Below are 22,779 nucleotides of genomic sequence, written 5' to 3'. Positions count from 1 at the left end.
GGCGGTGATGGGTGGTCGGCGTTGGTGGGTTGAGGCCTGCCCGGCCCGAGTCAGCGCGGGCTGTCGGGCATGCCGTAGGCGTCGGCGATCAGTTCGGTGGAGCGTAGCCGGGCTTGGACGGAGTGGCCGACGCTGCCGATCATGAGTTCGTCGGCGCCGGAGTCTCGCTGGACCTGGTTCAGGTGGGCGGTGACCTGTTCGGGGGTGCCGTGCGGGACATGGTTCAGCCAGCTGTCGACGGCCTGGCGTTCCTCGGCGTCGTAGGGGTAGGCGTCCACTTCCTCGGGGGAGGGCAGCAGGTAGGACTTGCGCTGGAACATGCGGAGCATGGCGTGCGCGAGGGTGCCGGCCTGGCGGCGGGCCTGGCGTGCGTCGTCGGATGCCGCGATGGTGAAGCTGACCAGGGCGTAAGGCTCGGCCAGGGCCTTGGATGGAGTGAACCGTTCGCGGTACAGACGCAGGGCGGTCACGACGTCGCGCGGGTTGAAGTGCGCGGCGAAGGCGAACGGCAGGCCGAGCCGCGCAGCGAGCTGCGCCGAGTAGCCGGACGAGCCGAGCAGCCACACCGGCAGTCGGCGGGCGGACGGGGTGACGCCGTTTAGCCGGTCCTGGGCGGGTCCCGGCACCGCATACACGCGGTCGGCGTAGGGGTGATCGGCGGGGAAGTCATCGCCCAGGAAATGCAGCAGTTCGAGGACTTGCTGGGGGAAGTCCTCGGAGTCGTTCGCGCCGCGGCGCAGGGCGGCGGCCGTGGCCTGGTCGGTGCCGGGGGCGCGGCCCAGGCCCAGGTCGATGCGGCCGGGGGCGAGGGCGTTGAGCATGCCGAACTGTTCGGCGACGACCAGCGGCGGGTGGTTGGGGAGCATGATTCCGCCCGCGCCGAGCCGCAGCCTGTTGGTCTCCGCGGTGAGCCGGGACAGCAGGACGGGCGGGCTGGAGGTAGAGACGCCGGGCATGGCGTGGTGCTCGTTCATCCAGTAGCGGGTGAAGCCGCGCCGGTCGGCGAGCCGGGCGAGTTCGATGCTGCCGGCCAGCGCCTCCGTGGCGCTCTGGCCGGTGCCGGTCATGGCGGAGTCCAGTACGGACAGGGCGGCGGGGGCGGAACCATGGCGGGTGCCGCGGATCGGGTCGGTCATGGTCGTGCGGTCCTTCTGTCCTTCGGTTTCGAGGTGTACGGCGGGGAGTAGGGGCGCCGGCCGACAGCCGGGAGGGGGCTTCTGTCGGCCGGCGCCCGGCCGTTGCCGGCACACCCGACGTGGGTGGGGTCAGCCGCGGACGCCGAAGTCGACGCGGTCGGTGATACCTGCGGCGGCAAAGGCCGCGACGAGCTCGTCGCGGCCCTCGGTGAAGTGGGCCCAGCTGTCGTAGTGGACGGGGACAACGCGGCCGGCGCCGAGGATCTTCGCGGCCTGGGCGGCCTGGGCGCTGTCCAGGACGATCACCTCGCTGTCGAAGACTTCGGCGAAGCGGGGCGCTCCGGCGAAGAGGAGAGCCGTGTCCACCGGGGCGAAGCGTTCGGCGATGTCCGTGACCGCGTCGAGGGAGGCGTTGTCGCCGCTGACGTAGACGGTGGGCAGGCCCTCGCCGGTCAGGACGAATCCGACGACCTGGCCGGTGATCGGTTCGACCTCCTCGCGCGGGCCGGGCCCGTGGATGGCCGGCACGCCGGTCACGGTGACCATGCCGGGCCCGCCGTCCCGGCGCTCGAGCTCGACCGACTGCCAGTCGGCGAGGCCGGTGGCCGTCTCGCCGAGGCGCTCCCCTCCGCCGGGGGTGGTGAGCGTCAGCGGGACGTCGGCGAGCAGGGCCCGGCCGGAGGTGTCGAGGTTGTCGGCGTGCTCGTCGTGCGAGAGCAGGACCACGTCGACGCGACCGAGATCGGCCGGGCTGCCCTTAGCCGCTGCCGTCTTGGTCAGCACAACAGCCGGCGCCTGATGGTCGCCGGGGCCGTCGAAGGTCGGGTCGGTGAGAAAGCGCAGGCCGCCGTACTCGAAGAGGGCGGTCGGGCCGCCGAAGACACGCACGGGGAACGGGGCAGTCTGCAGGGTCGGGGAAGACACGAAAAAAATCCTCACGGATAGATTGCTTGTTAACCGTGAGATGACTGTACGCAGGCCTCACGGATGAGTGCAACCCGTACCATGAGAAGCATGGAAGAGTTCGTGACGGAAGAAGCCGCCCTGCCACCGGCACCGGGCGAGGCGGAGCACCCCTCCCTGGCCCTCGCCAACAGCGCCGTCACACTGCCCGGCGGACACACAGCCGACCTCCTGGGCACCCCAGCCCAGGCCGAGCAGTGGCTGGCACGACGTGACCTCGCCCCGGAAGGCGCCGGCCTGGCGGAGGTATGCGCCACGCAACTGCGCTCCCTGCGCGAACAGGTCAGGTCGCTACTGGCCTCCCGAGTCACCGGCCAGCCCGCCCTGCCCGCCGCCATCACGGCGGTCAACAACGCGATGACCCTGGTCCCCACAGCCTCTCTGCTGCTGTGGGACGAGAAAACCGGCCCCCGCCGCGCCACACCCCACCCCACCACCGCGATCGTCGAGCACGCCCTGGCAGCCATCGCCACCGATGCCGCCGACCTGCTCACCACCCCCGACGCAACCCGCCTGACCGCCTGCGCCTCCCCGCCCTGCAACCGCTTCCTGCTCAAGCATGGCCGCCGCCAATGGTGCTCCACCCGCTGCGGCGACCGCGCCCGCGCCGCCCGCGCCTACGCCCGCCGCACCGCGACGGACTGACGACGTGGCAACGCCGACGCCACACGCGCCTCCAGCTGACGGCCCCTCCGCCGGGAGGGTATGAGGGGTCCTCCCTAACGAACGCAGCCGAAGGACCGCCACTCCGACCGGCCCTGCCCACGCACCTGAGGCCGCCTCGGCGCGGGCCGTCTCCGACGCCCGTGCACAGTCGAGAACGACCACGAGCCGCAGCAGCCAGCCTTGCAGCCGGAGTAGGGCGGCCTGCCTCAGGTCGTCCGCCTGGTCGCCGGTCCGGAGCCCCTGCGACGGGCCGGGAAAAGAGGGCCAGCGCAGCGCCGCCCGTTTCCCCGAGACCACACCCGCCCACCGCCACCACCCCACAGCCGGGCAGCCAGGCAGCCAGGCAGAAGAGGGGAAGTCTGAGCACTCACCGGACGCAAAGCCTGGCTTGACCTGCGGAGACGCGAGCGTTCCGCTTGCAGTGGTGCAACAGCCTATGCAACCCCGTGCGCAACCCTCTGTGCAACTTCTGGCGCAACCCCGGGCGCAACACTCGGTGCGCCCTGACCCCGCGACGTCGGTGGGCCGGTCCGGAGCTCCCGCGACGGGCAGGTCAGGAAGTCCAGCCAAGACCCCCCTTGACCACCTCCGGCCCGGCGCCCCACGTCGGGCCAGGACCACAGCCAGCGCAGCGCCGCCGCTTCCCCGCGACCGCCCCACCACCAGCCATCACACCTTCCATCACAGCCAGGGCAGCCAGGAGAACAAGGAGAAGTCTGAGCACTCACCACGCGAAAACCAGGGCCTGACCTGCCGTTATGCAGAGGTCCGCTCCCGGGAGGCATCGATCATGGTGTCGGGATTGTTGTCGGGCGCCACGCCGCCCGCTCACTCGGCCAGGCGTTGAACCTGCTGAGCTGACTGTTTGTGTGGATGTCAGTGGCAGCAACGTGCAGCGGGAGCTGTCTGACCAAACGTTGACCAGGGACGACAGCGAGGATCAGGGTTTCTTCAGTCGGTGTCCGTCGCGGCCAGCACCGCCACTTGGCGACGCCCCGAGGCAATGGCTGCGAGGCCGATGTCCCAGGCCACGCGCTCAAACCACTTCGTGGCGGCCCCGAAGCTGTACCAGTCGCATTCGAGTACCTGCTGTTCGACCTCAGCGGCCGACGCGTGCACAGCCGCTCCTGACAGCCCGGCGAGCGACCTCCACGCGGCCAAACGCCCGTAGGCCCCCCGCAGCCCGTGGTTGTATGCCCCGCCCGTCGATGCCGCTGCGAAGACCAACCGCCATGCCTGAGCTGCTGGACATGGGGAGATGGCGGCGCGGTCGCTGGCTTTCAGCCCTCGGAGGGACTCCAGTTTCAGGGACTCCAGCATGCTTGGGACGGCGGGGGCCCTGACCGGCTCGGCAAGATCAAAAGTCCTGGCTTCTATTCGCCCGTTGGACTCTTCGGACCAGTTGGATACCGCCGCGGCAATGGCTCCGGCCACAGCGTCCGTTGTCGTCTCAGCTGTCAACGAGAGATGCGCGGCCCTGTCCGGTGCCATCTGTGGACCGTCGTCAGACCGGCCGTACGGTATCGACCAACTGCCCCCGCGAGCGTGGTAGCTCGGCAGCCCGGGCTCCTCCTCGAACGGAGAAAGCGACAGCGGTAGCCAGCCCAGCGGGTGGTGGCTCCAGTGCCGCGAGGTCACCCATCGCGCGATCCCTGACATCTCGGCAACGTCCACACCCCGGAGAACCAGCTCGTGCACAAGACACGCCCGCAGTTCCTCAGAGGCGCGCGCGTGCGGGGCACCACCGGCGAACACCACGGCTAGGTCGTGCGGGGGATGGCTGGAGGCAAGCAGGGACGCCACATGGCGGCTCTGGCTCCGCTTGCTGGACTCGGTCGTGACTGCCAGGCGCAGCCCCTGTTCGATGTTCTCTTCTCCCGGGGTGACGGTCAGGAGCCTCAGGAGCGTGCCGAAGAGGCTTCGGTACTGCCAAAGGCTGTCGCCTTCGGCGCCGTACTTCCCGTTGAGGGCGATGCCGAGATCCGCAACGAAAAGGGCGTCCCCTTCCGCGAGGCGGCGCTCCGCCAGGCCCACCACCTTGCTGACGTCCTTCATGCGCGGCAGCTTCGCCACGATCTTCTCTATCTTCTCCGCCACGCCACTGAGCCTATTCGCGCTCGCGTGGTGCCGAACCCCTGGACCGTCAGCACGCGCCAGGGGACCGTGAGTCGCGCGGGTAGTCGCCGATGAGAGGCACGCCCAGCCATCCTCTAGCGCAGAAACCCGGAGCAGGTCGTGAAGTCCCAAGGCCGTCACCGGGGTGCCTGGGTCCGACGTGGGTTCCTGCCCGGTCGCGTCGAGGCGCCGGGACCGGCCGGAGCGCTCCGCCGCCGACTGCGAGGCGTTCCATGCGGCAGGTGCCGCCTCCCCCAGCGCCCCGCGACGTCGGTGGGCCGGACCGGAGGTCCCGCGACGGGCCGGGGAAGAGGCCAGCGCAGCACCCTCGCTTCCCCGAGACCACGCCCGCCCACCGCCACCACAACCCACCACCCATAGCCAAGCAGCCAGGTAGAAGAGGGGAAGTCGGAGCACTCACCACCAGAAAAACCGGGGGTTGAACTGCGGTTATGCAGAGGCCAGCTCCGGTGAGGTGTCGGCCATTGTGTCGGCGTTACCGTCAGTCATTGTGTCGGCATTTGTGTCGGTCATGGTGTCGGGATTGCTGTCGGACCCCGCGTCGGCTGCGCGTGGTCCTCGCTGCGCCCCTGCGGCCGACGGACCCTTCACCGGCCAGCGCGCTGCGCAGCCGACCGCACCGAACTGCATGCTGCGGCCTCCAGGACCAGGAGAAGCCACAGCTCGGCAACCGCCACGGTTGTCGTGTGCCAGGGTGTCGGGGCCCGGAGCGGGAGGCTGGTGTCTGGCACCGGCGACGGAGCTCCCCCTCCGGGTACCCGGCCGGCCCATCCCCGCGTCCCCGCGTGCGCGGGGAGCAGGAGGGCATTCCGACCGTAACCGTGACCGGGCGGGGACCATCCCGCCTGCGCGGGGAACAGCGGGTGGTGATCGTGACGCTCTTGCCCCGGATGGGGCCATCCCCGCGTGCGCGGGGAGCAGAACCGCCAGGGGTCTCGGCGGTCAGCCGGGCGGGCTGCGACGGGTGCGCAGCGCCAGTACCAGGCAAACCGTGGTCGCGGCGATGGCGAGTGAGGCGGGCAGACGTGCCCATGAGGTGCCCGCGACCGGTGCTTGGGCGGCGAGCAGTACCACTGCGGTCGCGGCGGCGGCCGCCAGTGCGGGTGTCGCCTGCGGGCACTCGGGCGGGGCGGTGACACCGGCTGTCCACGCGTCGGTGACGAGCAGATAGGCAAGCAGCAGGGCGGCGATGCAGATGACCAGCCAGACCGGGGGGCCGGTGGCTGCGGCGACCGCGATCGCCGCCGCCGGCAGCACGGTCGTCCTACGGCGGGCGGCGACGGTCCGCCAGCGCATGAAGGTCAGGCTTGGGCGGGCGTCGACCATCGGAGCGGCCCACCACGCGGCCGCCGCCGCCCCCAGGACCAGCATCCTGACCAGCAATGGTGCGTGCAGGGCGGCCGGCGGGTCGCAAGCGGCGACGGCAAGGGCCGTTCCGAGCAAGCGGTCGGTGATGCGGGAGGTGAGACGTCCGATGAGCAGGGCGGCTCGGCTGTCGGCCGGGCGCGAGCCTGGCCGGGCGGGGGCGGTGGTCATCGGGTCCCCCCGTGGATGCGGGTGCGCAGCAGCGGTGCAAGGGCGAGGTCGAGGGTCTCGCCGGGCCGGTGGGCGACGACCGCGATGCCGCGTTCCATCAAGGCGAAGCGCATGGCGTCGCGGTCAGCCCGCCATAGCCGCAGCGCGAGCTCACCTTCGGTGTCGCCGGGTTCCAGGACCGGCTCGCCGGTGGGGATCTCGACCACGACCATCGGGTTGGCCCGTCCGCGCACCTGGTGCAGGGTGTCGAAAATCCGCTGGTCGGTCAGCGGCGTGATGATGTACACCAGCGCTCCTTCGGGCAACGCGGGGGGTGGGAGCAGGCTGAGTCCCTCCGTGCGGTACGCGCGGTCCTTGCGGACCTCCAGCACACTCTCGACGATGCGGTAGAAGTACCCCTGGCCGCTGCCCGGTTGCAGCCAGCGGGTCGCGCCGCCAACCGATACGACGCCGACCCGGTCGTGGGTGCGCAGGTAGGCGCGGACCAGCCCGGCAGCGGCCCGGAAGGTCTCGTCGAGCGAAGACGTGCCGGTGACCGGGTCGACTACGTCGGCGAGCACATCCAGCAGCACCACGGTGTCGGCGGTGCGCTCCGCGGCGAACTGGTGGATCTGCAGGGTGCGGCGGCGGGTGGTGGCCGGCCAGTGGATCCGCCGCTGCCGTTCGCCGCGCACATACGGGTGCACGCCGGTGACCTCGACGCCCTCGCCGCGCTGCACGGTGGTGTGCTCGCCGAGCCGTTGCGGCAGCCGGACCGGGATGGGCGTGAGGCTGGCGTGTCCGGGCAGCGGGAAGACGGCGATCTCACCGAGTTCGGCCCGGACGGTGCGCCGGGTCAGCCCGCCGCGGTCGTAGACGTCGACGTCGACCGTGCCGAGCGTCCAGCGGCCCCAACGCTGCGCGGTCAGAACGAGGTCGACGCGGTGCGGGCCGACCGCGAGGTGGTCGAGCCGGACCCCGTGACCGAGGGTGACGCCGGGGTCCAGGCGGCCGGTCTCACCGTCGTAGGACACCGTCATACGCACCGTCACCTGCTCTCCTTCGAAGCACCGCCGCGGCCCTACCTCGGCCTCGGCCGTCACCCCTTCCGGGCGTGGCCCACTCGGCAGGGCGAGGGCGAGCAGCACCAGGGGCGCGGCGGCGAGAGCAAGTACCCAGGGGCGCCCGGTGACCAGCGCGGCGGCCAACGCGACGACGGCCAGCGTGCCCAGCCGCAGGGCGCGTTCACCGGCGCGCCGGCCGGGCGGAGGTGGCGGCGGGGGTTGGGCGGTCGCGTCGTGGCGGCCGTCCAGGGCCCGTTGGACGGCAGCGGCCGCCCTGCGGGCCGGCAGGGGCTCCGTCATGACGCGATCGGCGTGCGCGGCATGGTCTGCGGGGCGTGCACGGATTGCACGATCTCGCGCATCGCGTCGTCGCTGTCGATCTGCCGGACCCACAGCTCCGGCTTGAGGGTGACGCGGTGTGCGAGGGCCGGCACCGCCACGGACTTGACGTCCTCCGGGGTCACGTAGTCCCGCAGGTCCAGGACGGCACGGGCGCGGGCGAGCTGCACCAGGGCCAGGCCGCCGCGCGGAGAGGCGCCGACCTGGATGTGCGGGTGGGCCCGGGTGGCGCGGACCAGCGCGACGACGTACTCCAGCAGGTCGTCGTCCACCTCGACGCGTTCGACGGCGGCCCGCATGGCCAGCACCTCGTCCGGTCCGCTGAGCGTGCGCAGCACAGCCTCGGGGGCCGCCCGATCGACACGCGCGCGCAGCATGCCTGCCTCCTCGGGCGCCGTCAGATAGCCCATACGAACCCGCAGCAGGAACCGGTCGAGCTGGGCCTCGGGCAGGGTGTACGTGCCCTCGTACTCGATGGGGTTGGCGGTGGCGACGACCACGAAGGGCTTCGGCAGCGACCGGGTACTTCCATCGATGGACACCTGGGACTCGGCCATCGCCTCCAGCAGCGCGGCCTGGGTCTTGGGCGGGGTGCGGTTGATCTCGTCGGCGAGCAGCAGTTGGGTGAAGACCGGTCCGGGCCGGAAGACCATGTCAGCAGTCCGTTGGTCGTAGAACGGAGCTCCGGTGACGTCGGAGGGCAGCTGGTCGGGGGTGAACTGGATGCGGCGGAAGTCCAGGCCGAGAGCGGTGGCGAAGGAGCGTGCCAGCAGCGTCTTCCCGAGTCCCGGCAGATCCTCGATGAGGACATGGCCGCCGGCGAGGATGCCGAGCATCACCAGCGCCAGCGGTTCTGTCTTGCCGACCACGGCCATGCGGATCTCATCGAGCACGGCCGCAGCCCGTTCGCCCGCCTGTCGGGGCGTCAGTGTGTCGTGGTCCGGAGTAGGTTGCGGGCTGGTCACGGTCGGTTCCTCACAGGGCAGGGGTCGGGATGCGCGGGTTGGGGGGTCGGCCGCAGCGCCACCGGTCACAGGGCTTCCAGGCGGTCGAGCAGGGAGCGCAGGACGGGCTCGGGGAGAGCGGGCTGCGGAGCGGGCACCTCGGGATCGATCCACGGCCACAGCTCAGCTCCGACCAGTGCCCGGGCCCCCTGCGGGTTCCGGTACATCGCCACGCCGTGCCGTTCGGCCAGCCGGGCGGCGAACAGCCGCTGCAACTGCGGCCGCATGACGGCGTCGAAGTGCGCTTCGCTGTCGCCCGCGAGGGTGTTGGCCACGATGCGCTGCCATCCGCCGAGGGCCGGGCCCCGGCTGTCCAGCAGGCGCACCGGTTTGCGATAGCTGCTGTCTTGGGCGGCGCCGCCCGCGGCATAGCGCCCCAGGGCCAGCGCGACTGCGGTGATGAGGGCGAGGCCGGTGGCGGCCGCCGCGGCACCGTCGGCCAGGGCGAGCAGCACTACGGTCGCGACCGCGGCGGTGCCCAGCACGGCCAGCGAGTGGCGTACCGAACCGGGCGTTCCGATCACGGAGTTGACGATGGCCCGGATCCGGGCCGGCGCCTTCATGAGGTACCCGTCACGGCTTCGGGTTCAGACGTCCGAGGGCGCAGGCCGTCGGCGATCTCGGCGAGCGCGGCTGCGGCCCGGTCGCGGTGGCTGCCGTCCATCGGGTGCGTGGAGTAGCGGGCCTCGCGGAACAGAGCGGTGAGCGCGGCGGCGGCCGCCCCTGTGGGCAAGCCGCCGGCGACGGCCCGCTCCAGCAGGTCCTGCGGGCTGTCCGAGGCGCGCCGGGTTACGCCGGAGCCGGCGAGCGACTCCTCCATGGCGGCATAGCCGGCGATGACGGCTGCGCGGGCGTCGGTTCCGTCCAGCAGGGCACGGCGCCCGGAGTCTACGGCCTGAGCCAGGCGTTCTTGCTCGTCGTCGAGCGTCGCGTAACTCGCCGGGGCTTCGGGTGCCGGCGGCCGGGTCAGACACCGCCACAGATACAGTCCGGCGATCATGACGACCACGACAAGCAGGGCGATGCCGAGACCGAGCAGAATGCGCGTCAGCCCGAAGTGCATGCTGTGGCCAGCGTGCTCGGCATGCTGTGCGGGTGGCGGGGTGGGTACCGGGTCTTGCCGCGGGCTGGGAAGTGGTAACGACTCGTGGTCGTCCCCGTGGCTGCTGCGGGGCGGACCGAACTGGTGCAGGACCATGATGAGCAGTGGGACGACCAGTGTCGCGGCCAGCAGGATGCGGCTCACGCCGTCGACCATCCGCTGTTCCACCGGGTTGAGTTCCCGGGCGGCCCTGACCTGCTCCCTGTACTTCCCGCGCAGCGCCAGGCCGCCAAGGAGTGACAGCAGGGCGAAGCCGACCACGAGGACGGCGTTGGCGCCGAGCGGCCCGCACCCCTTGGCCAACAGACTCGTGTCGGGGCGCAGCAGCAGCGCTCCCAGGGCCGCTCCGCCCACCACCAGCACCGTCAACGCGGCCTGTACGGCGCCGATCGTGCTGTACCGGCGTCGCCCGCCCGCCGCGTGCTGCAGCCCCACGCCACCCCCTCCCTTGTGATCGGCCCGGCCATGCGCGCCGCCCCCGGGTACCTGTCGTCGATCTCCAGCTTGACGGAATCCTGACATGGCAAGGCACGCCGCATCATTGCCGTCTTCCGGCAATCCTTACGGACCTTTTTTGCCGTCTTTCGGCTACGGCCGGACGGGCAGGCAGCGGCGGTGTCCGGTGAGGTGTCGCTAATGGCTGACAATCAGGCGCGTACGACGTGTAGGGCCAAGGGGTCTGCACTCAGAAATGAAAGATCCCGCTCTCCGGTATGGCCTCGCCCGGATGCCACGACGTCTGTTCCTCGCTCATCTTCCCTGGGTACGACCACCCGCCGCAGGGCGCGACTCAGGGACTTGCCCGACATGCTGCGACGGGCCCGGCCGGTCCCGCCACCAGCTCGTCGGCCTGGTCACCGGTCCGGAGCCAGGCGGCGGGCCGGGAGGCAGGGCGCAGCGCCGTCCCCGAGACCACGCCCGCCCACCAGCCACCACCACCCCACCCCCAGAGCAAGGCAGCCAGGTAGAAGAGGGGAAGTCTGAGCACTCACCACGGAAAAACCGGGGCTTGACCTGCGGTTATGCAGCGGCCGCTCCGGTCAGCTGTCGGCCATTGTGTCGGCCGTCGGCTGCGACTTCGTACGCGAGAGGCTGGTTGCCGCACGTCTCGGCGAGGGTGGTGAGTGCTTCGGCTTCGGGCTGGTCGACGGTCAGGCCCCAGCGCAGCTTGGTGGCGACCCAGTCGGCTGCGTAGGTGCAGCGGGCGTCAGCCGGCTCCGCATCGGCGAGGAAGCCGGCCACGCAACGTCGTCGATCGCGAGCCACGGCGCGACGGCCACCGCCGTGGGAGTAAGCCCGGCGAACGACTTGACCTCGCGGTAGAGATGGGACTGGTCGACGTAGCCACTCTCAGCGGCGACGCCGGCGGCGGCATGACCCCTCGCGAGAAGGCGGGCAGCGTGGTCGAACCGCACCAGTCGGGCGGCGCGTTTGGGCGCGATACCGAGCTGAGCCTGGAAGCGAGCCGACAGACGTTTCCGGCTCCAGCCGACCTCGTCCGCAAGGCCGTCAACCCGCGCCCGCCCCCGGCTGGCGCGCATCTGCCGCCAGGCGAAGGCGACCTCTGGGGCGACTGTTGGTCGCCTGCCCAGGCGCCGGCCGACGAGGTCCGCCGCAATCGTGAACCGTTCGCCCCATGACGCGGCGGCGCGTAGCCGTTCCTCGGTTCGTCCGGCGTCGCGGCCCCAGACATCCTCGAGGGACACCACGGCTCCAGTGAACTCGGTCGCCGTGCCGAGCACAACAGCCGCTGCGACCGGATCCAGCCGGATCTGGAGGCACTCGCCCACCCGGCCACCTGCCCGGAGATCGCCTGGCAGGAGCCCGACCACGGCACTGCCGCGGACATCCCGGCCATGGGCGCGGTGGACGAGGCCTTCGCCCTCGTTCAGGTCGATGAACAAGGTGACGGAGGGATGCGCGACCATCGCAATGTCCACGGATGCCCGGGCGCGGTGGCGGAACCCGGCCATGCTGACCCCCTGCAGCCGATCTGACGAGCGGGGGACGGCGATGTCCACATGCGACCAGTCGAGTGGTGCCCCTGTTGCCAGCATATGATCAGCCTAGACCTCGTCAAGGGCGTTATGTCGGACGTCTGTTGCCGCGAAATCGAGGAGCAGTTCGCTGGTCGCCTCGGGCGCCTCGAGCATAGGCATGTGCCCGACCCCGGGCAATTGCTCGACCCGCGCGTTCGGCACCGCGTCGTACTGGTGCACCGACGACGGGTCCCAACGGGGGTCGGCGGCGCCGAAAATTGCCAGTAAGGGCACATTGAGGGCGGCGAGACGCTCGGGCACACTCCGCTCGGCGATGTACTCCGTGTTCCGGCGCAGCACCGTCCTGAACGTTCGGTATGTGGTGCCCCGCATCTCGGCGACCACGTCGTCCGGGACATCCACGGGACGAGCAGCCGTTGCCCCGATCCCCTTGCGGATCATCGCGTCTGAACGCCTTGACCACAGGAGAGGGCCGAACGGCGGGCCCAGCAGGACGCGAAGGACGAGCGGCTGCGGGAGGAGCGCGTCGGAGCTTGGGCCGGTGCTGATCAACGCGATCGACCTCACCAGGTCGGGGCGCTGTTCGGCAAGCGCGGTGGCGACATAGCCGCCACTGGAGTGTCCGACCACGGTGACGGGACCGAGGCCGAGGTGGTCCAGGTGCGCCGCTACCTGGACCGCCTGCTCGGGCACGGCGTACGAGGCCGCGGGCGGTGACTGGCCGCAGCCCGGGAGATCGACCCGGAGGACGTGATGATCACCGGCCAGTGCTGGGACCATCGGGCTCCAGGAGCCGCCCGTGGCGCCCGATCCGTGGATGAGCAGCAGCGGTAGCGCCTGTCGAGGGCCATCGTGGACCACATGCATTGCATGTACGTGCTCAAGGTCGTACTCATTCATGCGAATGATGATGCGTGGGGTGTCGACCATCGGTCTTGTACAAATGTCGTTGTCAAGTTGACGACTGCATTCGGTCATCAGGGCACCCGGTAAGGCACGGACCCCAGTTCTAACCTCGAAGTTTCGTGGCGGCCCGTCAGTTTGCCTGGCGGGCCGTTTCGGCTGTTGAGGCTGGTGGCGGGCAGGCTGACGGCCCGGCTCTCGCGTCGGTGGGCGCCGGGTTCCGCAGCTCCGGCGGGGGTTGTCTCGTCGGGGTAGGACGTCGTTACTGTTCAGCCGGGAACCGGAAGTGCTTGCAGTCGCGTGGGCCAGGGTGAGGGGCCGACTGTTCTGCTGGTGCAGGTAACCGCCTTCCTCCGCGCTGCAGTTGGCGGCCTGTGTGCTGGGCCAGCCGTGGGTCAGCACGATCGGCAGGGTGCCCGGTCGCTCGCCGTCGAACCGGAGGTAATGGACGGGCGTGCCGCCGATGGTGGCCGTCCGGTGCGGCAGAGCGTTGATCCGCGCCTCGTGGGTGCGCCAGTCATAGCCTGTGGCCCAGTAGTCGGCCAAGCGGTGCACCTCAGTGGTGTCGGCGCCCGCTTCCCAGCCGTCGACGGGCCACCGGGTGGGCCACCGGCTGGCGCGTAGCCGCGTGCGCAGGTCTGCGAGTTCCGCAGCGGTCACAGCGATCAGCCGCGGGTGGTCGGTCATGTGCCTCTCCTGGTCGTGCTGACGTGCTCAGTGCTGGTCGACGACGTCGCCGGCCCGCGCCGACCTGCCCTTACCGCGTGGCGGTGGCCAGTGCCGCGCGGATGACGTCGTCGCCGGCGGGCCGGCCCTTCTCGTTCGAGTACGGCCCATAGGGGGCGCCCCACACCGGTGTGCCCGTGGCCTGCCGCCAACTGTCGGCCAGCGGGCCCGCGTCCACCACGCCGTACCCGATGGAGTCGATGAAGTCGGTGACCGCCGCCTTCGCCGGCGCCGAGTCCGCGGCGATCGGCAGGTACGACCGGTCGGCCGCCCCCGCCGGGCGGGCGAGTGCCAGCAGGTGCTTGAAGTAGATGGTGTTGAACGCCTTCACGAGCCCGGCGTCCGGGACGTACCGCAGCAGCAGCTCGCTCGAGGTAAGCGATCCACTGTCGAGCTCGGGGATGTGCCCGTCACGCTCAGGGCCGTAGTTGCACGTGTCGATGACCGTCTTTCCCGCCAGTGGCGCGGCAGGAAGGTCGGGGAAGGCCGTGACCGGCACCTTGACCACGACGACGTCACCGGCCGCTGCGGCTTCCGCGCTCGTTGCCGCGAAGGCCCCCGGACCCAGTCTCGCGACCGTGTCCGCGAGCGTCCCGGGACCCCGCGAGTTGCTGAGCACGACCTGGTGGCCGGCCTCGACGGCGAGCCGCGCGATGGTGCTGCCGATGGCTCCGCTTCCGATGAATCCCACAGTCGTCATGTTCTCGGCGTCCTTCCAGGAGAGCCTTGTCCTTGTACGAGCCTTGCCCTTTCCCTGCTGTCAGCCGGCGGGGAAATAATGCCCGTTGTCCAGATTGGCGAGCAGGCGGGGCTGAGCCGGCTCCCAGCCGAGGGTCCGGCGGGTGATGAGGTTGGACGTCGGGTAGCTCTGCGTGACGACGTTCGTAAGGAACCCGAAATGTGCCGGCAGAATCAGCTCGTCCAGGGGAACGCTCACGGCGGGCAGGCCCAGGCGGCTGCCGATGGCCTCGGCGATCTCGCGGAACGGGACGCCCCCGTCCTCGACCGCGTGCCAGTAGCTGCCGGCCGGGCCCTTCTCCAGCGCCAGACGGAACAGGGAGGCGGCATCGCGGGCGTGCGCGGCGTTCCACCGGTTCGCGCCGTCTCCGGGGTAGCCGGCGAAGCCCTTCTCCTTCGCGAGCGCGATCAGCATGGGGAGAAAGCCACGGTCGGTCGTGCTGTGCATGATGTTGGCGATCCGCACGACCGAGGACCGTACGTTCTGCTCGGCGAGTCCGATGACGGTGGACTCCACGACATTGCGGGCCCGCAGGGTGCCCTTGTGCTCGTCGCCGACGGGCAGGGCCGGGTCTTCCTCGGTACCCGGCCGGCCCAGGTACGTCCCGGTCCCGGGCGAGCCGATGCTTCCCGCCGCGACCAGCGGCTTACCGGTCCCCGCGAGGGCCTCGCCGTACGCGAGCATGACCGGGAGCTCCGCGGCGGCCACGGCGGCCATCCCGCCGGACGGAAGCAGGTCCTGTCGGTGCGCGACGTGGATGACGCCGTCGGAGTCCGCGGCCGCCTCCTTGAGCCCGTCGAGGTCCTGGAGGTCGCCGCGGCGTATCTTCGCGCCGAGCGCGGACAGTGCCGCGGCGGCCGTGTCCGACCGGACGAGGCCGGTGACCTCGTGTCCTGCGGCGATGAGTCCGGGGATGATGTACGAACCGGAATGGCCGGTCCCGCCAGTGACGAAGACTCGCAACGTACTGCTCCTTGTCGGTGATGTGGTGCGCGAAGTGGTGGTGCGCGAAGTGGTGGTGCCGGGTCGTGGTGCGGGTGTGCTCAGCCGCGGAGGTCGACGCCGAGGGCGACGTCGAAGGTCCCCGCGCCGTTCCGGGCCAGCCCCATCAGCAGCGGCCCGATCCCTTCCAGCCAGCGGGCCATCTCCAGGCCGCCGACGTCGAGGGGACGCAGTCCGAGGCTCGCGATGAACGCCGACACGTCGGCCTTGGCCCGTGCGTCGTCTCCGGCGAAGAACACGTCCAACGGACGCTCCTGGACCAGGACATGGCCGAACACTGTGTTGAACGCCTTCACAACGTGCGCGCCCGCTGGGGCCGCCTTGGCGATCTCCTGCGCACCGGACGTGCCCTCGGGAGTGACCACCCCGGTGGCGTCGGCGTCGAAGGTGTTGGAGATGTCGATGATGACCTTGCCGGCCAAGGCATCCCCGTACTGGGCGACGACCGGCACGGCGCTGGTGTAGGGCACGGCGAGGACAACGATGTCGCCCACAGGGACGGCACCGAAGGTCCCCACCGTGGCCCCGGCGCCGAACTCGGCGGCCAGGCCCTTGGCCTTGGCGGCGTCGCGGCCGATCAGCTCGACGGAGTTACCGCCCGCTACCGCACGTGAGGCGATGGCGTGGGTCATGCCCCCGAGACCGATGAAACTGATGCTGCTCATGGTGAGTTCTCTCTTCCTCTGGCTTCGTCGGTGGTCGTTTCTTGGGTGTCACAACCGGCCGGTACGCTCGATCACCTGGCCGGCGAAGTCGAGCAGCTGGTCAAGGCCGGCGAACAACGTGGAGGCATCGAAGTACGCCTCATCGACACCGGATTCGGCGTACCGCTTCAGTTGGTTCGCGACCGAGTCGACGGACGTGCCCGGCTCGAGGTTGATCCGCATGGCCGTCTTGAGTGCGTCGGGATCGCGGCCGGCCTCCTCCGCCGCTCGACGCGCGATCGACCACAAGCGACCGGCGCCCTCGTCGTGACTACTGGCCGACGCAGCGGGCGCCGGCCCTTCGACCCCGAGCCAGCCGATCCCGCTGCGGCCGACCCGGCGCATCGCGGCCTCACTGGCACCCCCGATCCAGATGGGCGGCCCGCCCGCCTGGACCGGACGGAGGTCGGCGTGGACCGGTGGCATGGTGAAGAACTCGCTGTCCCAGGACACGGGACTGGTCGTCCACCACGCCCGCAGGAACGCCAGCGTGTCATCGAGCATCTTGCCGTGCCGGCTCCAGTCCGCGCCGCGGGCGATGTCGTACTCCTGCTTCATCCACCCCACCCCCACACCCACGCCGAGCCGGCCGCCGCTGAGCACGTCGAGCGTGGTCAACTGCCGGGCCAGGTGCGGCGGCTCGTAGTAGAACGTGCTGAGCGTGCTGGTGTTCAGGCGTACCCGGTCGGTCGCCGCCGCAGCGACGGTCAACAGCAGCATCGGGTCGAAGGAGCGGGCCATCTGCGGCCCCCGGTCCAGATAGCCGTTGCCCAGATCAACCGGCGTGACCAGGCGATCGCCGACCCACAGGGTGTCGTAGCCGAGGTCCTCGAGTCCGCGGACGAAAGCGCTCAGGGCGGGGGCGTCGCTGACCGCGGGCCCGACAAGGGGAATCACGAAACCGAGCTGCATTGCGTTGTGCCTCCTCGGCGAACTCTTCGCCACTATTGATGTCTGGCATCTGACATCCGGCATCGACAAGTCGGTGGTTCCGTCAATTAGCCGCAGCGCACGGCGCCCTATTCGCCGACTGTTTGGTCAGCCCCGGGGGTCAGCCCGTAAACTCGTTGACGCCCAGGGCGAAGTTCACGTGGCCAATTCCGTTGCCGGCGAGGCCTACCGTGAGCACGCCCGCTCCTTCGAGCCAGTGCGCCATCTTCAGGCCACCGACGTCCAGCGGGCGCAGTCCGAGGCTCTTGATGAATGCCGCCACGTCCGCCTTGGCCTGCGGGTCGTCACCGGCGAAGAAGACGTCGGGCCTGCCGTTCTCAAGAACGCCACGGAAGATGGTGTTGAAGGCCTTGAACACGCTGGCGTCGGCCGGGGCCACCTTGGCGACTTCCTGCGCGATCGAGGTCTCCTCACTGTGGGCCAGGCCGTCGCCCGTGGTGTTGAAGGGGTTGCTGATATCGACGATGGTCTTGCCCGCGAGGGCGTCCCCGTACTGGGCGACGGTCGGAACGACCCCGTCGTACAACATGGCCGTGATGACGATGTCCCCGGCCGGGACGGCGCCCCACTCACCCGTCGTCGTGCCGCCGCCCAGAGCCTTGGCCAGGGCCTCGGCCTTGGAGTGATCGCGTGCCATGATCTCGACGGTGTTGCCGCCCGCTACCGCGAGTGCGCCGATCGTGCGGGCCATGTTCCCCGCGCCGATGAAGGTGATGCTGCTCATGAGCTGCGCTCTCTTCCTGTTCTCGGGGGCGCCTGTCCTTGAGGTGCCGCTCTGTCTCGTTCGCGCGTGGCCCGGCCTCGTTCGTGCATGACCCGGCCTCGTTCGTGCGTTGTTCAGATAGCGGTGGTGCCGCCGTCGGCGACAAGCTCCAGACCGTTGACGTAGCTGGGGTCGTCGGAGGCCAGAAACAGGGCGATCGTGGCGATCTCCTCGGGGCGGCCCATCTTTCCGCGGGGGATCAGGGACTCGAAGGCAGTCCTGATCGCCTCGTCGAACAGCTCTTCCTGCTTGGCCGTGCCGACCTGGCCGGGGGTCAGAACGTTCACCCGGATCTTTCGGTCGCGCAACTCGTTGAGCCAGACACGGGCGAAGGCCTGCTGGACCGCCTTGCTTCCCGCGTAGAGGCTCCAGCCGGGGAAGGCGCCGAGGGAGGCGTTGGATCCGGTCATCAAGATCGAGCCGTGGTCGTTGATCAGCGGCAGTGCCTTCTGCACGGTGAACAGGGTCCCGCGGGCGTTGAGCGAGAAGGAGCGGTGGAACTGTTCCTCGGTGATCTCGCCGAGCATGGCGGGCTCACCCATCCCGGCACTGGCCCACAGCACGTCGATCGAGCCCTTCTCCCGCTTGACGGTGTCGTACAAGCAGTCCAGGTCGTCCAGGTCGGACGCGTCACCCTGGACCGCGGTGACGTTGCGGCCGATCACGGCGACGGCCTCGTCCAGTGCTTCCTGCCGCCGGGCCTGGATGAATACATGCGCTCCTTCCTCGACAAAAAGCTTGGCTCCGGCCAGTGCCAATCCGGTGGATCCCCCGGTAATCACCGCTACCTTGCCATCGAGCTTTCCCGTGATCACTCCATTGAATTGATGAGTAGCAATTACCGATCCCGAATTTTTGTACCGAATTCTCTCGGCCCCATGAACGATGCCATTGGCCCGAGCGGGTGTCCAAGACCCGTTTTAGCTGTGGTGATAACCTCAAGGCATTGCCGGACCGGGAGGGGCTCCATGGATCTGGATCTGCGCAAGTTGCGCTACTTCGTCGCTGTCGCCGACAGGCTGCACTTCGGCCGCGCCGCCGAGGACCTGCACATCGCGCAGCCGGCGCTCAGCCGGCAGATCCGCGCGCTGGAACAGGACCTCGGCGCCCCCCTGTTCACCAGGGACAGCCACGGCGTCACGCTGACGGACGCGGGCCGACAACTCCTGGACGACGCCGGTCCGTTGCTCGCCTCCGCGCAAGCAGTCAGGCGCCGGGTGACCGCGGCTGCCCGTGGCGGCCGGCGGCTGGTGGTCGGTTTTCGGGCGGGGATCCCGGTCATCCCCGCGGCGCGAGAGTTCGGTGGCCGCCATCCGGACGTGGTCGTGGACGTGCAGCGCATGGAATGGGACGACCAGGTCCCTATGCTGCTCGACGGCCGCGTCGACGTCGGCTTTGTGCGGCTGCCTGTCGACGAGACCGGCCTGCGCCTGACCCCGCTCTACACCGAGCCGCTCATGGTGGCGCTGCCCGCGGACCACCCGCTGGCCGGCAAGGAGGAGGTCACCGAGGCGGACCTGGCCGGTGAACCGCTGATCTGGCATGCCGACCCGAGCACGCGGCCCACGAGGCGTCCGCTCCCCGACTCCGGGCTCCGGGTGCGCGGGGTGGAGGAGAAGCTCGAGCACGTCGCGGCCGGCCGTGGCATCTCGTTCGTGGGGCGCTCGGAGACCGTGTTCTACTCACGGCCGGACATCAGGTACGTACCCGTCCCGGACCTGGCGCCCGAGCAGGTGTTCGTCGCGATGGCGGCGTCGCGCACCTCGCCGCTGGCCGACGACTTCTTCGCCGCGGCTCAGTCGACGGCCGAGATCACGGCAGAATGCGGAAACTATGAGATGTGGCAGCTTGTGACCGATGCCGCTGCAGAGCGCGGTTGAGCAGTTCGGCTGACAACAGCCGAACCCGACCTTCAGCGCGGATGCCCTGTGACGCGCTGATCGACGGAGTGGTTCGTTCCCGATCATGGCGGGGTTCACCGCCGCCGCCGGCCATGAAGGCGAACCGCTTCGGGTCGTCCGCCGGTGTTAGTTGTAGTGCACGTTCCATACGGCGACGGCATCCGACTGCGGCTGTTCGGGATGCGCTCGACCTTCTTCCCCGGGTTGCAGCGACACTGTTGGCGAATTCAATCCGTCGCGTTGTGCGTAGCACTGCCGTGCGGGCTCTTCCGGACCCCACGGCGCTGCCGGCGGCAAACCGCCCGCAGCCGCGGTCGACCGTACTGCCGTCGGCGCGTTGGCTGCGCTGCGCAGGTCCACGAGAGGTGAGGTGTCGAGACGACCTGCCAGTCGACGGACGGCCGCCCGCTGCACTCCGGGGATCCTGCAGACCATGCCGATCACGCTCAAGGTCAGTTGGTCCAACGGGCACTTCTTGCCACCCCATTGGAGGTGGGAGAGAGACCGACGTCGGCCGCGCAGCGTCTCCGGGGCCGCGACGAACGCAGGCGGCACCGGGGCAATGCCGACCTGAAGAAGCGCCTCAACAACAACGCGGCAGCCGGACCGATCGCGAAGCACGCCCCCTCAACGAAACGGACTTCGAGGCAGACGCACGCCAGGTCCAGAACCCCAGCCCGGCAGTCCACTGCTGGCCCAGCCGATGCACTGGCCTCCATGGCCAGGCCCAGAGCGTCACCCCGGTCGCTCCGGTCTCCCCTTAACCCACTCCGGCGCCCGTGTCCAGCCGGCCGGAGCGCCGCGCCCGCAGTGCCGCCCGAGCCCAGGCCGACACCAACGTCATGGCCTCATACACCTGACCTGCCACCTGCACTCCCTGTACCTGTTCCGGACCACCTCATGTGCCCGCTGCTGAAGCGAAGGCCTCGGATTCCGCCGGGCGCGGCGCGGACCGGGTGGGTCGGCGGTGGTCACCATCCTGGTCGCGGTGGTGACAGGCGTCGGAGCAGCCCACCGTGGTCGTTAGGGCGCTGGAGGGTGGCACGGGCACCGCGACCGGCACCCCGGAAGGCAGGCCAGCGCACCCATCAACCCGGAAGCCGCGCAGGCTGCAGTCCCATCGCGGTGCTCCTCGTCCAGCTCCTCAGCACTGGCGCTGTTCCCGATCCAGCACGGCATCCTCTACTACCCGGGCATCGAGGTGCTGCCGCCGTTCGTGCTGTACGGCGCCGACCGGACGACCACCGAGGACTACCCGGACATCGTTAAGGCCTGGGAACAGCGCCTGCTCACCCTGGAGTCGACCGAGCCGATCGCGTTCCGGCGGCAGAACTTCGGCGACTACGAGATCCCCTCGCTGCACCTGAAGGAGGGACTGGAACCGGCGGGCCGCACGGGTTTCGGGCTGCACGTGCGCGGCTGACCGCCAGCGATGGAACAGGATAGGGCGGCGAACAGATGCCGTACCCCGCCGTAGCGGTTGTAGGTGGCCCGGGGTCTGCGGCGGGGTTCGCGGTCAGGGTCTTTGTGCTTGCAACCGCGTTCGGCCCATTGCCGGCCGGGGTGTGGCGTGCCTTCGTCGTCCTCGATCTCACGGACACGTACTCGCTCAGCCACCCGCACCGCTTCCCTGCGGCGCGCCGCCGACAAGTGTCATTCTGTCGGCGTGCCGATCCGAAGCCGATTGCCGTCAGGGTCGCGCAGCTCAATCTCACGCGCCCACGGAGCGTCCTTCGCCTGCACCCCGAACTCGGAGGCGATGGTCTCGACATCGCGAACGCGCAAATAGACCAACGTGTCGGGGCGGGCGTCGCCGGTGTGCTCCGACAAGAACAACCGCACCCCGCCTCGGGCGACCTCGACGAACGCGGGAAGTCCCGGTTCGAAGCGGTGTTCCCACTGCGTGGCGAAGCCCAGCCGCTCGTACCAGGCGACCGCCGCCGCAGCGTCCTCGACGCGAAGAATGGGAATGAGTTCCTCGTCCATGGCGACCATCGTCGCAGACCGCCCAGGGCGAACGTTGCCTGATGTGGCACTAGCTGTTGTACGCCACGACTATTCCTACGACGACCAGGGCCACCACGAACATCACAATGCAGCCGCACGCGGCACTGGACGCTTCGTCGATGATGCCCTTGGGCTTTGGCTGTGACCTCTGATGTTCCCTGAGTTCCCGAGCCACCGCACGCCTGATCTCGTCTTCGTTCACGCGAACCTTCCCCCTGGCCTCTACGCGTTGATCAACTCACGTCAACCTACCGTCGGCCCACACGTACGTGGGGCGGGCGTGGTTCAGGGCGTCAAGGTGGAGCGCGCCACTGTCGAACGACCTTGACGCCCTGGGCCGCGACTGCTCGGCTTTGCCTGGGTCGGAGGTGGATGGGGCGGGAGCCCCACGACGCTCACCACGAATCCGCCGACACTCGCGAACGGCGCCCCATCCATCCCGGAGTCTGAGTGCCCCGCCGAAGGCATGTCTTGAAGCCGCGGGCTTGGCTCTCTTCTCATGCCCTCCGGCCTATCCAGTTGTGGGCGCGCGTCGGCGGCGACAGCGCAAAGCGGGCCAAAGGCAGGAGCGCGGGCGCAGCCAGAGCTTCGCTCGTGGCGTCTCCATGCTCGGATCGGTAGTCGCTTGTACGACTGACCCATCTCGCTCAAGGTGAACCACGTCGGTGCTGTCACCAGCGGTGGTTCAGATAGAGCGAGACGGAGGCGCCGTTGGCGTCCCACTCAATCCGAGTGCCGAGCGTCAGGGCTTGCCTCGCGTTCGGCGGCGAACTCGTCGAGAAGCTGAAACAGGATCTCGATCGCGTGCTTCTCGTCCTCGGGCGGCAGGTCGGCGATGTTGTTCCAGCCCTCCGGGAGCGCGATATGCAGGACCTGTCCTGGCCAGGCGTGGTTGCAGCTGCGGCCGCGGCTGGCGACAAGCCACTCGTGCCAGCCTGTAAGTCCCTGTCCACCGTGGCGCATCGCGTGCTGGTCGTAGCCGGTGAGGAAGGCGGTCAGCTGGTGGAACGACGAGGCTGTGCCGACGAACATGCCGGGCCGTCGGCCGACGGAGGCGAAGTACTCGCGCTCACTCATTTCCCTGATCGATCTCATCGGTCTCCTTCGCAGTCTTCGGCTGTGCACCGTACAGATGTCCGCGGTCGTTCCAGAGTTGTC

General features: G+C 69.8%; 21 protein-coding genes and 3 pseudogenes. 4 read left to right on the top strand and 20 right to left on the bottom strand.

What is annotated here, in order from left to right; genetic code table 11:
- Window positions 1-50: 50 nt before the first annotated feature.
- Window positions 51-1,136, bottom strand: coding sequence for an LLM class flavin-dependent oxidoreductase (locus OG379_RS39430; protein ID WP_405668302.1), 1,086 nt, complete (start codon window positions 1,134-1,136; stop codon window positions 51-53).
- Between the two features lie 129 nt (window positions 1,137-1,265).
- Window positions 1,266-2,060: an MBL fold metallo-hydrolase gene (locus tag OG379_RS39425; RefSeq protein ID WP_405668300.1), complete on the bottom strand. Its 795-nt coding sequence runs from the start codon at window positions 2,058-2,060 to the stop codon at window positions 1,266-1,268.
- Window positions 2,061-2,150: 90 nt separating this feature from the next.
- Between OG379_RS39425 and OG379_RS39420 the strand changes: the two genes are divergently transcribed.
- A complete protein-coding gene (locus OG379_RS39420) occupies window positions 2,151-2,744 on the top strand; it encodes a CGNR zinc finger domain-containing protein (RefSeq protein ID WP_405668298.1) in 594 nt (197 codons plus the stop codon).
- A 972-nt stretch (window positions 2,745-3,716) separates the two neighbouring features.
- Here the strand turns inward: OG379_RS39420 and OG379_RS39415 are convergent.
- The 15 genes and pseudogenes from OG379_RS39415 to OG379_RS39345 form a co-directional block, all read right to left on the bottom strand.
- Complete coding sequence (locus tag OG379_RS39415) at window positions 3,717-4,862, bottom strand: DUF6183 family protein (protein ID WP_405668296.1); 1,146 nt, start codon at window positions 4,860-4,862, stop codon at window positions 3,717-3,719.
- Window positions 4,863-5,843: 981 nt separating this feature from the next.
- On the bottom strand, window positions 5,844-6,437 hold the full coding sequence (locus OG379_RS39410) for a hypothetical protein (RefSeq protein ID WP_405668294.1): 594 nt from the start codon (window positions 6,435-6,437) through the stop codon (window positions 5,844-5,846).
- A complete protein-coding gene (locus tag OG379_RS39405) occupies window positions 6,434-7,780 on the bottom strand; it encodes a DUF58 domain-containing protein (protein ID WP_405668292.1) in 1,347 nt (448 codons plus the stop codon). Before OG379_RS39405 ends, OG379_RS39410 begins: the two co-directional genes overlap by 4 nt.
- Complete coding sequence (locus OG379_RS39400; RefSeq protein WP_405668290.1) at window positions 7,777-8,784, bottom strand: AAA family ATPase; 1,008 nt, start codon at window positions 8,782-8,784, stop codon at window positions 7,777-7,779. Before OG379_RS39400 ends, OG379_RS39405 begins: the two co-directional genes overlap by 4 nt.
- 65 nt (window positions 8,785-8,849) lie before the next feature.
- On the bottom strand, window positions 8,850-9,386 hold the full coding sequence (locus tag OG379_RS39395; RefSeq protein ID WP_405668288.1) for a hypothetical protein: 537 nt from the start codon (window positions 9,384-9,386) through the stop codon (window positions 8,850-8,852).
- Window positions 9,383-10,360 (bottom strand): DUF4129 domain-containing protein, encoded by a 978-nt coding sequence (locus tag OG379_RS39390; protein ID WP_405668286.1) that lies wholly within the window; start codon window positions 10,358-10,360, stop codon window positions 9,383-9,385. The genes OG379_RS39395 and OG379_RS39390 overlap by 4 nt, the downstream gene beginning before the upstream one ends.
- 716 nt (window positions 10,361-11,076) lie before the next feature.
- Complete coding sequence (locus OG379_RS39385) at window positions 11,077-11,982, bottom strand: helix-turn-helix domain-containing protein (protein WP_405668284.1); 906 nt, start codon at window positions 11,980-11,982, stop codon at window positions 11,077-11,079.
- A 9-nt stretch (window positions 11,983-11,991) separates the two neighbouring features.
- Window positions 11,992-12,792 (bottom strand): alpha/beta fold hydrolase, encoded by an 801-nt coding sequence (locus OG379_RS39380; RefSeq protein ID WP_405668824.1) that lies wholly within the window; start codon window positions 12,790-12,792, stop codon window positions 11,992-11,994.
- A gap of 471 nt (window positions 12,793-13,263) precedes the next feature.
- Window positions 13,264-13,515: pseudogene (locus OG379_RS39375) on the bottom strand (epoxide hydrolase N-terminal domain-containing protein); the annotation flags it as partial.
- Window positions 13,516-13,585: 70 nt separating this feature from the next.
- Window positions 13,586-14,254 (bottom strand): NADPH-dependent F420 reductase, encoded by a 669-nt coding sequence (locus OG379_RS39370; RefSeq protein WP_405668282.1) that lies wholly within the window; start codon window positions 14,252-14,254, stop codon window positions 13,586-13,588.
- Between the two features lie 60 nt (window positions 14,255-14,314).
- The gene (locus OG379_RS39365) at window positions 14,315-15,256 is read right to left on the bottom strand and encodes an SDR family oxidoreductase (RefSeq protein WP_405668280.1); all 942 of its coding nucleotides are present in this window, start codon (window positions 15,254-15,256) and stop codon (window positions 14,315-14,317) included.
- An 80-nt stretch (window positions 15,257-15,336) separates the two neighbouring features.
- Window positions 15,337-15,960, bottom strand: a complete 624-nt coding sequence (locus OG379_RS39360) for an NADPH-dependent F420 reductase (RefSeq protein ID WP_405668278.1) — start codon at window positions 15,958-15,960, stop codon at window positions 15,337-15,339.
- Window positions 15,961-16,008: 48 nt separating this feature from the next.
- The gene (locus tag OG379_RS39355; RefSeq protein WP_405668276.1) at window positions 16,009-16,974 is read right to left on the bottom strand and encodes a TIGR03619 family F420-dependent LLM class oxidoreductase; all 966 of its coding nucleotides are present in this window, start codon (window positions 16,972-16,974) and stop codon (window positions 16,009-16,011) included.
- 76 nt (window positions 16,975-17,050) lie between these two features.
- Window positions 17,051-17,674: an NADPH-dependent F420 reductase gene (locus OG379_RS39350; RefSeq protein WP_405668274.1), complete on the bottom strand. Its 624-nt coding sequence runs from the start codon at window positions 17,672-17,674 to the stop codon at window positions 17,051-17,053.
- A 113-nt stretch (window positions 17,675-17,787) separates the two neighbouring features.
- Window positions 17,788-18,525: an SDR family NAD(P)-dependent oxidoreductase gene (locus tag OG379_RS39345; RefSeq protein WP_405668822.1), complete on the bottom strand. Its 738-nt coding sequence runs from the start codon at window positions 18,523-18,525 to the stop codon at window positions 17,788-17,790.
- A gap of 156 nt (window positions 18,526-18,681) precedes the next feature.
- Here OG379_RS39345 and OG379_RS39340 point away from each other — a divergent pair, with 156 nt between their 5' ends.
- Window positions 18,682-19,593 carry a LysR family transcriptional regulator gene (locus tag OG379_RS39340; RefSeq protein ID WP_405668272.1) on the top strand — a complete coding sequence of 304 codons (912 nt, stop codon included), beginning with the start codon at window positions 18,682-18,684 and terminating at the stop codon, window positions 19,591-19,593.
- 1,177 nt (window positions 19,594-20,770) lie between these two features.
- Window positions 20,771-21,037 (top strand): annotated as a pseudogene (locus OG379_RS39335) (flavodoxin family protein); the annotation flags it as partial.
- Window positions 21,038-21,057: 20 nt separating this feature from the next.
- Here the strand turns inward: OG379_RS39335 and OG379_RS39330 are convergent.
- Both OG379_RS39330 and OG379_RS39325 read right to left on the bottom strand, forming a co-directional pair.
- Window positions 21,058-21,183, bottom strand: a pseudogene (locus OG379_RS39330) (IS630 family transposase); the annotation flags it as partial.
- A gap of 84 nt (window positions 21,184-21,267) precedes the next feature.
- Window positions 21,268-21,600: a glyoxalase superfamily protein gene (locus OG379_RS39325; protein WP_405668270.1), complete on the bottom strand. Its 333-nt coding sequence runs from the start codon at window positions 21,598-21,600 to the stop codon at window positions 21,268-21,270.
- On the opposite strand from OG379_RS39325, the gene OG379_RS39320 reads away from it, so the two are divergent.
- Complete coding sequence (locus OG379_RS39320) at window positions 21,599-21,766, top strand: hypothetical protein (RefSeq protein ID WP_405668268.1); 168 nt, start codon at window positions 21,599-21,601, stop codon at window positions 21,764-21,766. The genes OG379_RS39325 and OG379_RS39320 overlap by 2 nt on opposite strands.
- Before the next feature lie 578 nt (window positions 21,767-22,344).
- Here the strand turns inward: OG379_RS39320 and OG379_RS39315 are convergent.
- On the bottom strand, window positions 22,345-22,716 hold the full coding sequence (locus tag OG379_RS39315; RefSeq protein WP_405668266.1) for a hypothetical protein: 372 nt from the start codon (window positions 22,714-22,716) through the stop codon (window positions 22,345-22,347).
- Window positions 22,717-22,779 lie beyond the last annotated feature (63 nt).

It is taken from the genome of Streptomyces sp. NBC_01166 (genome assembly GCF_045039765.1).
GTDB lineage: Bacteria > Actinomycetota > Actinomycetes > Streptomycetales > Streptomycetaceae > Streptomyces.
The sequence above is the reverse complement of the archived record's forward strand: the minus strand, read 5'-3'. Positions and strand labels throughout refer to the sequence as shown.

Coding starts and splice junctions, on each gene's coding strand:
- OG379_RS39430 (WP_405668302.1), bottom strand. CDS start 1,136: ATGACCGACCCGATCCGCGGCACCCGCCATGGTTCCGCCCCCGCCGCC.
- OG379_RS39420 (WP_405668298.1), top strand. CDS start 2,151: ATGGAAGAGTTCGTGACGGAAGAAGCCGCCCTGCCACCGGCACCGGGC.
- OG379_RS39410 (WP_405668294.1), bottom strand. CDS start 6,437: ATGACCACCGCCCCCGCCCGGCCAGGCTCGCGCCCGGCCGACAGCCGA.
- OG379_RS39405 (WP_405668292.1), bottom strand. CDS start 7,780: ATGACGGAGCCCCTGCCGGCCCGCAGGGCGGCCGCTGCCGTCCAACGG.
- OG379_RS39395 (WP_405668288.1), bottom strand. CDS start 9,386: ATGAAGGCGCCGGCCCGGATCCGGGCCATCGTCAACTCCGTGATCGGA.
- OG379_RS39385 (WP_405668284.1), bottom strand. CDS start 11,982: ATGCTGGCAACAGGGGCACCACTCGACTGGTCGCATGTGGACATCGCC.
- OG379_RS39380 (WP_405668824.1), bottom strand. CDS start 12,792: ATGCATGTGGTCCACGATGGCCCTCGACAGGCGCTACCGCTGCTGCTC.
- OG379_RS39370 (WP_405668282.1), bottom strand. CDS start 14,254: ATGACGACTGTGGGATTCATCGGAAGCGGAGCCATCGGCAGCACCATC.
- OG379_RS39360 (WP_405668278.1), bottom strand. CDS start 15,960: ATGAGCAGCATCAGTTTCATCGGTCTCGGGGGCATGACCCACGCCATC.
- OG379_RS39355 (WP_405668276.1), bottom strand. CDS start 16,974: ATGCCGGATGTCAGATGCCAGACATCAATAGTGGCGAAGAGTTCGCCG.
- OG379_RS39350 (WP_405668274.1), bottom strand. CDS start 17,674: ATGAGCAGCATCACCTTCATCGGCGCGGGGAACATGGCCCGCACGATC.
- OG379_RS39340 (WP_405668272.1), top strand. CDS start 18,682: ATGGATCTGGATCTGCGCAAGTTGCGCTACTTCGTCGCTGTCGCCGAC.
- OG379_RS39320 (WP_405668268.1), top strand. CDS start 21,599: ATGGCGACCATCGTCGCAGACCGCCCAGGGCGAACGTTGCCTGATGTG.
- OG379_RS39325 (WP_405668270.1), bottom strand. CDS start 21,600: ATGGACGAGGAACTCATTCCCATTCTTCGCGTCGAGGACGCTGCGGCG.
- OG379_RS39315 (WP_405668266.1), bottom strand. CDS start 22,716: ATGAGATCGATCAGGGAAATGAGTGAGCGCGAGTACTTCGCCTCCGTC.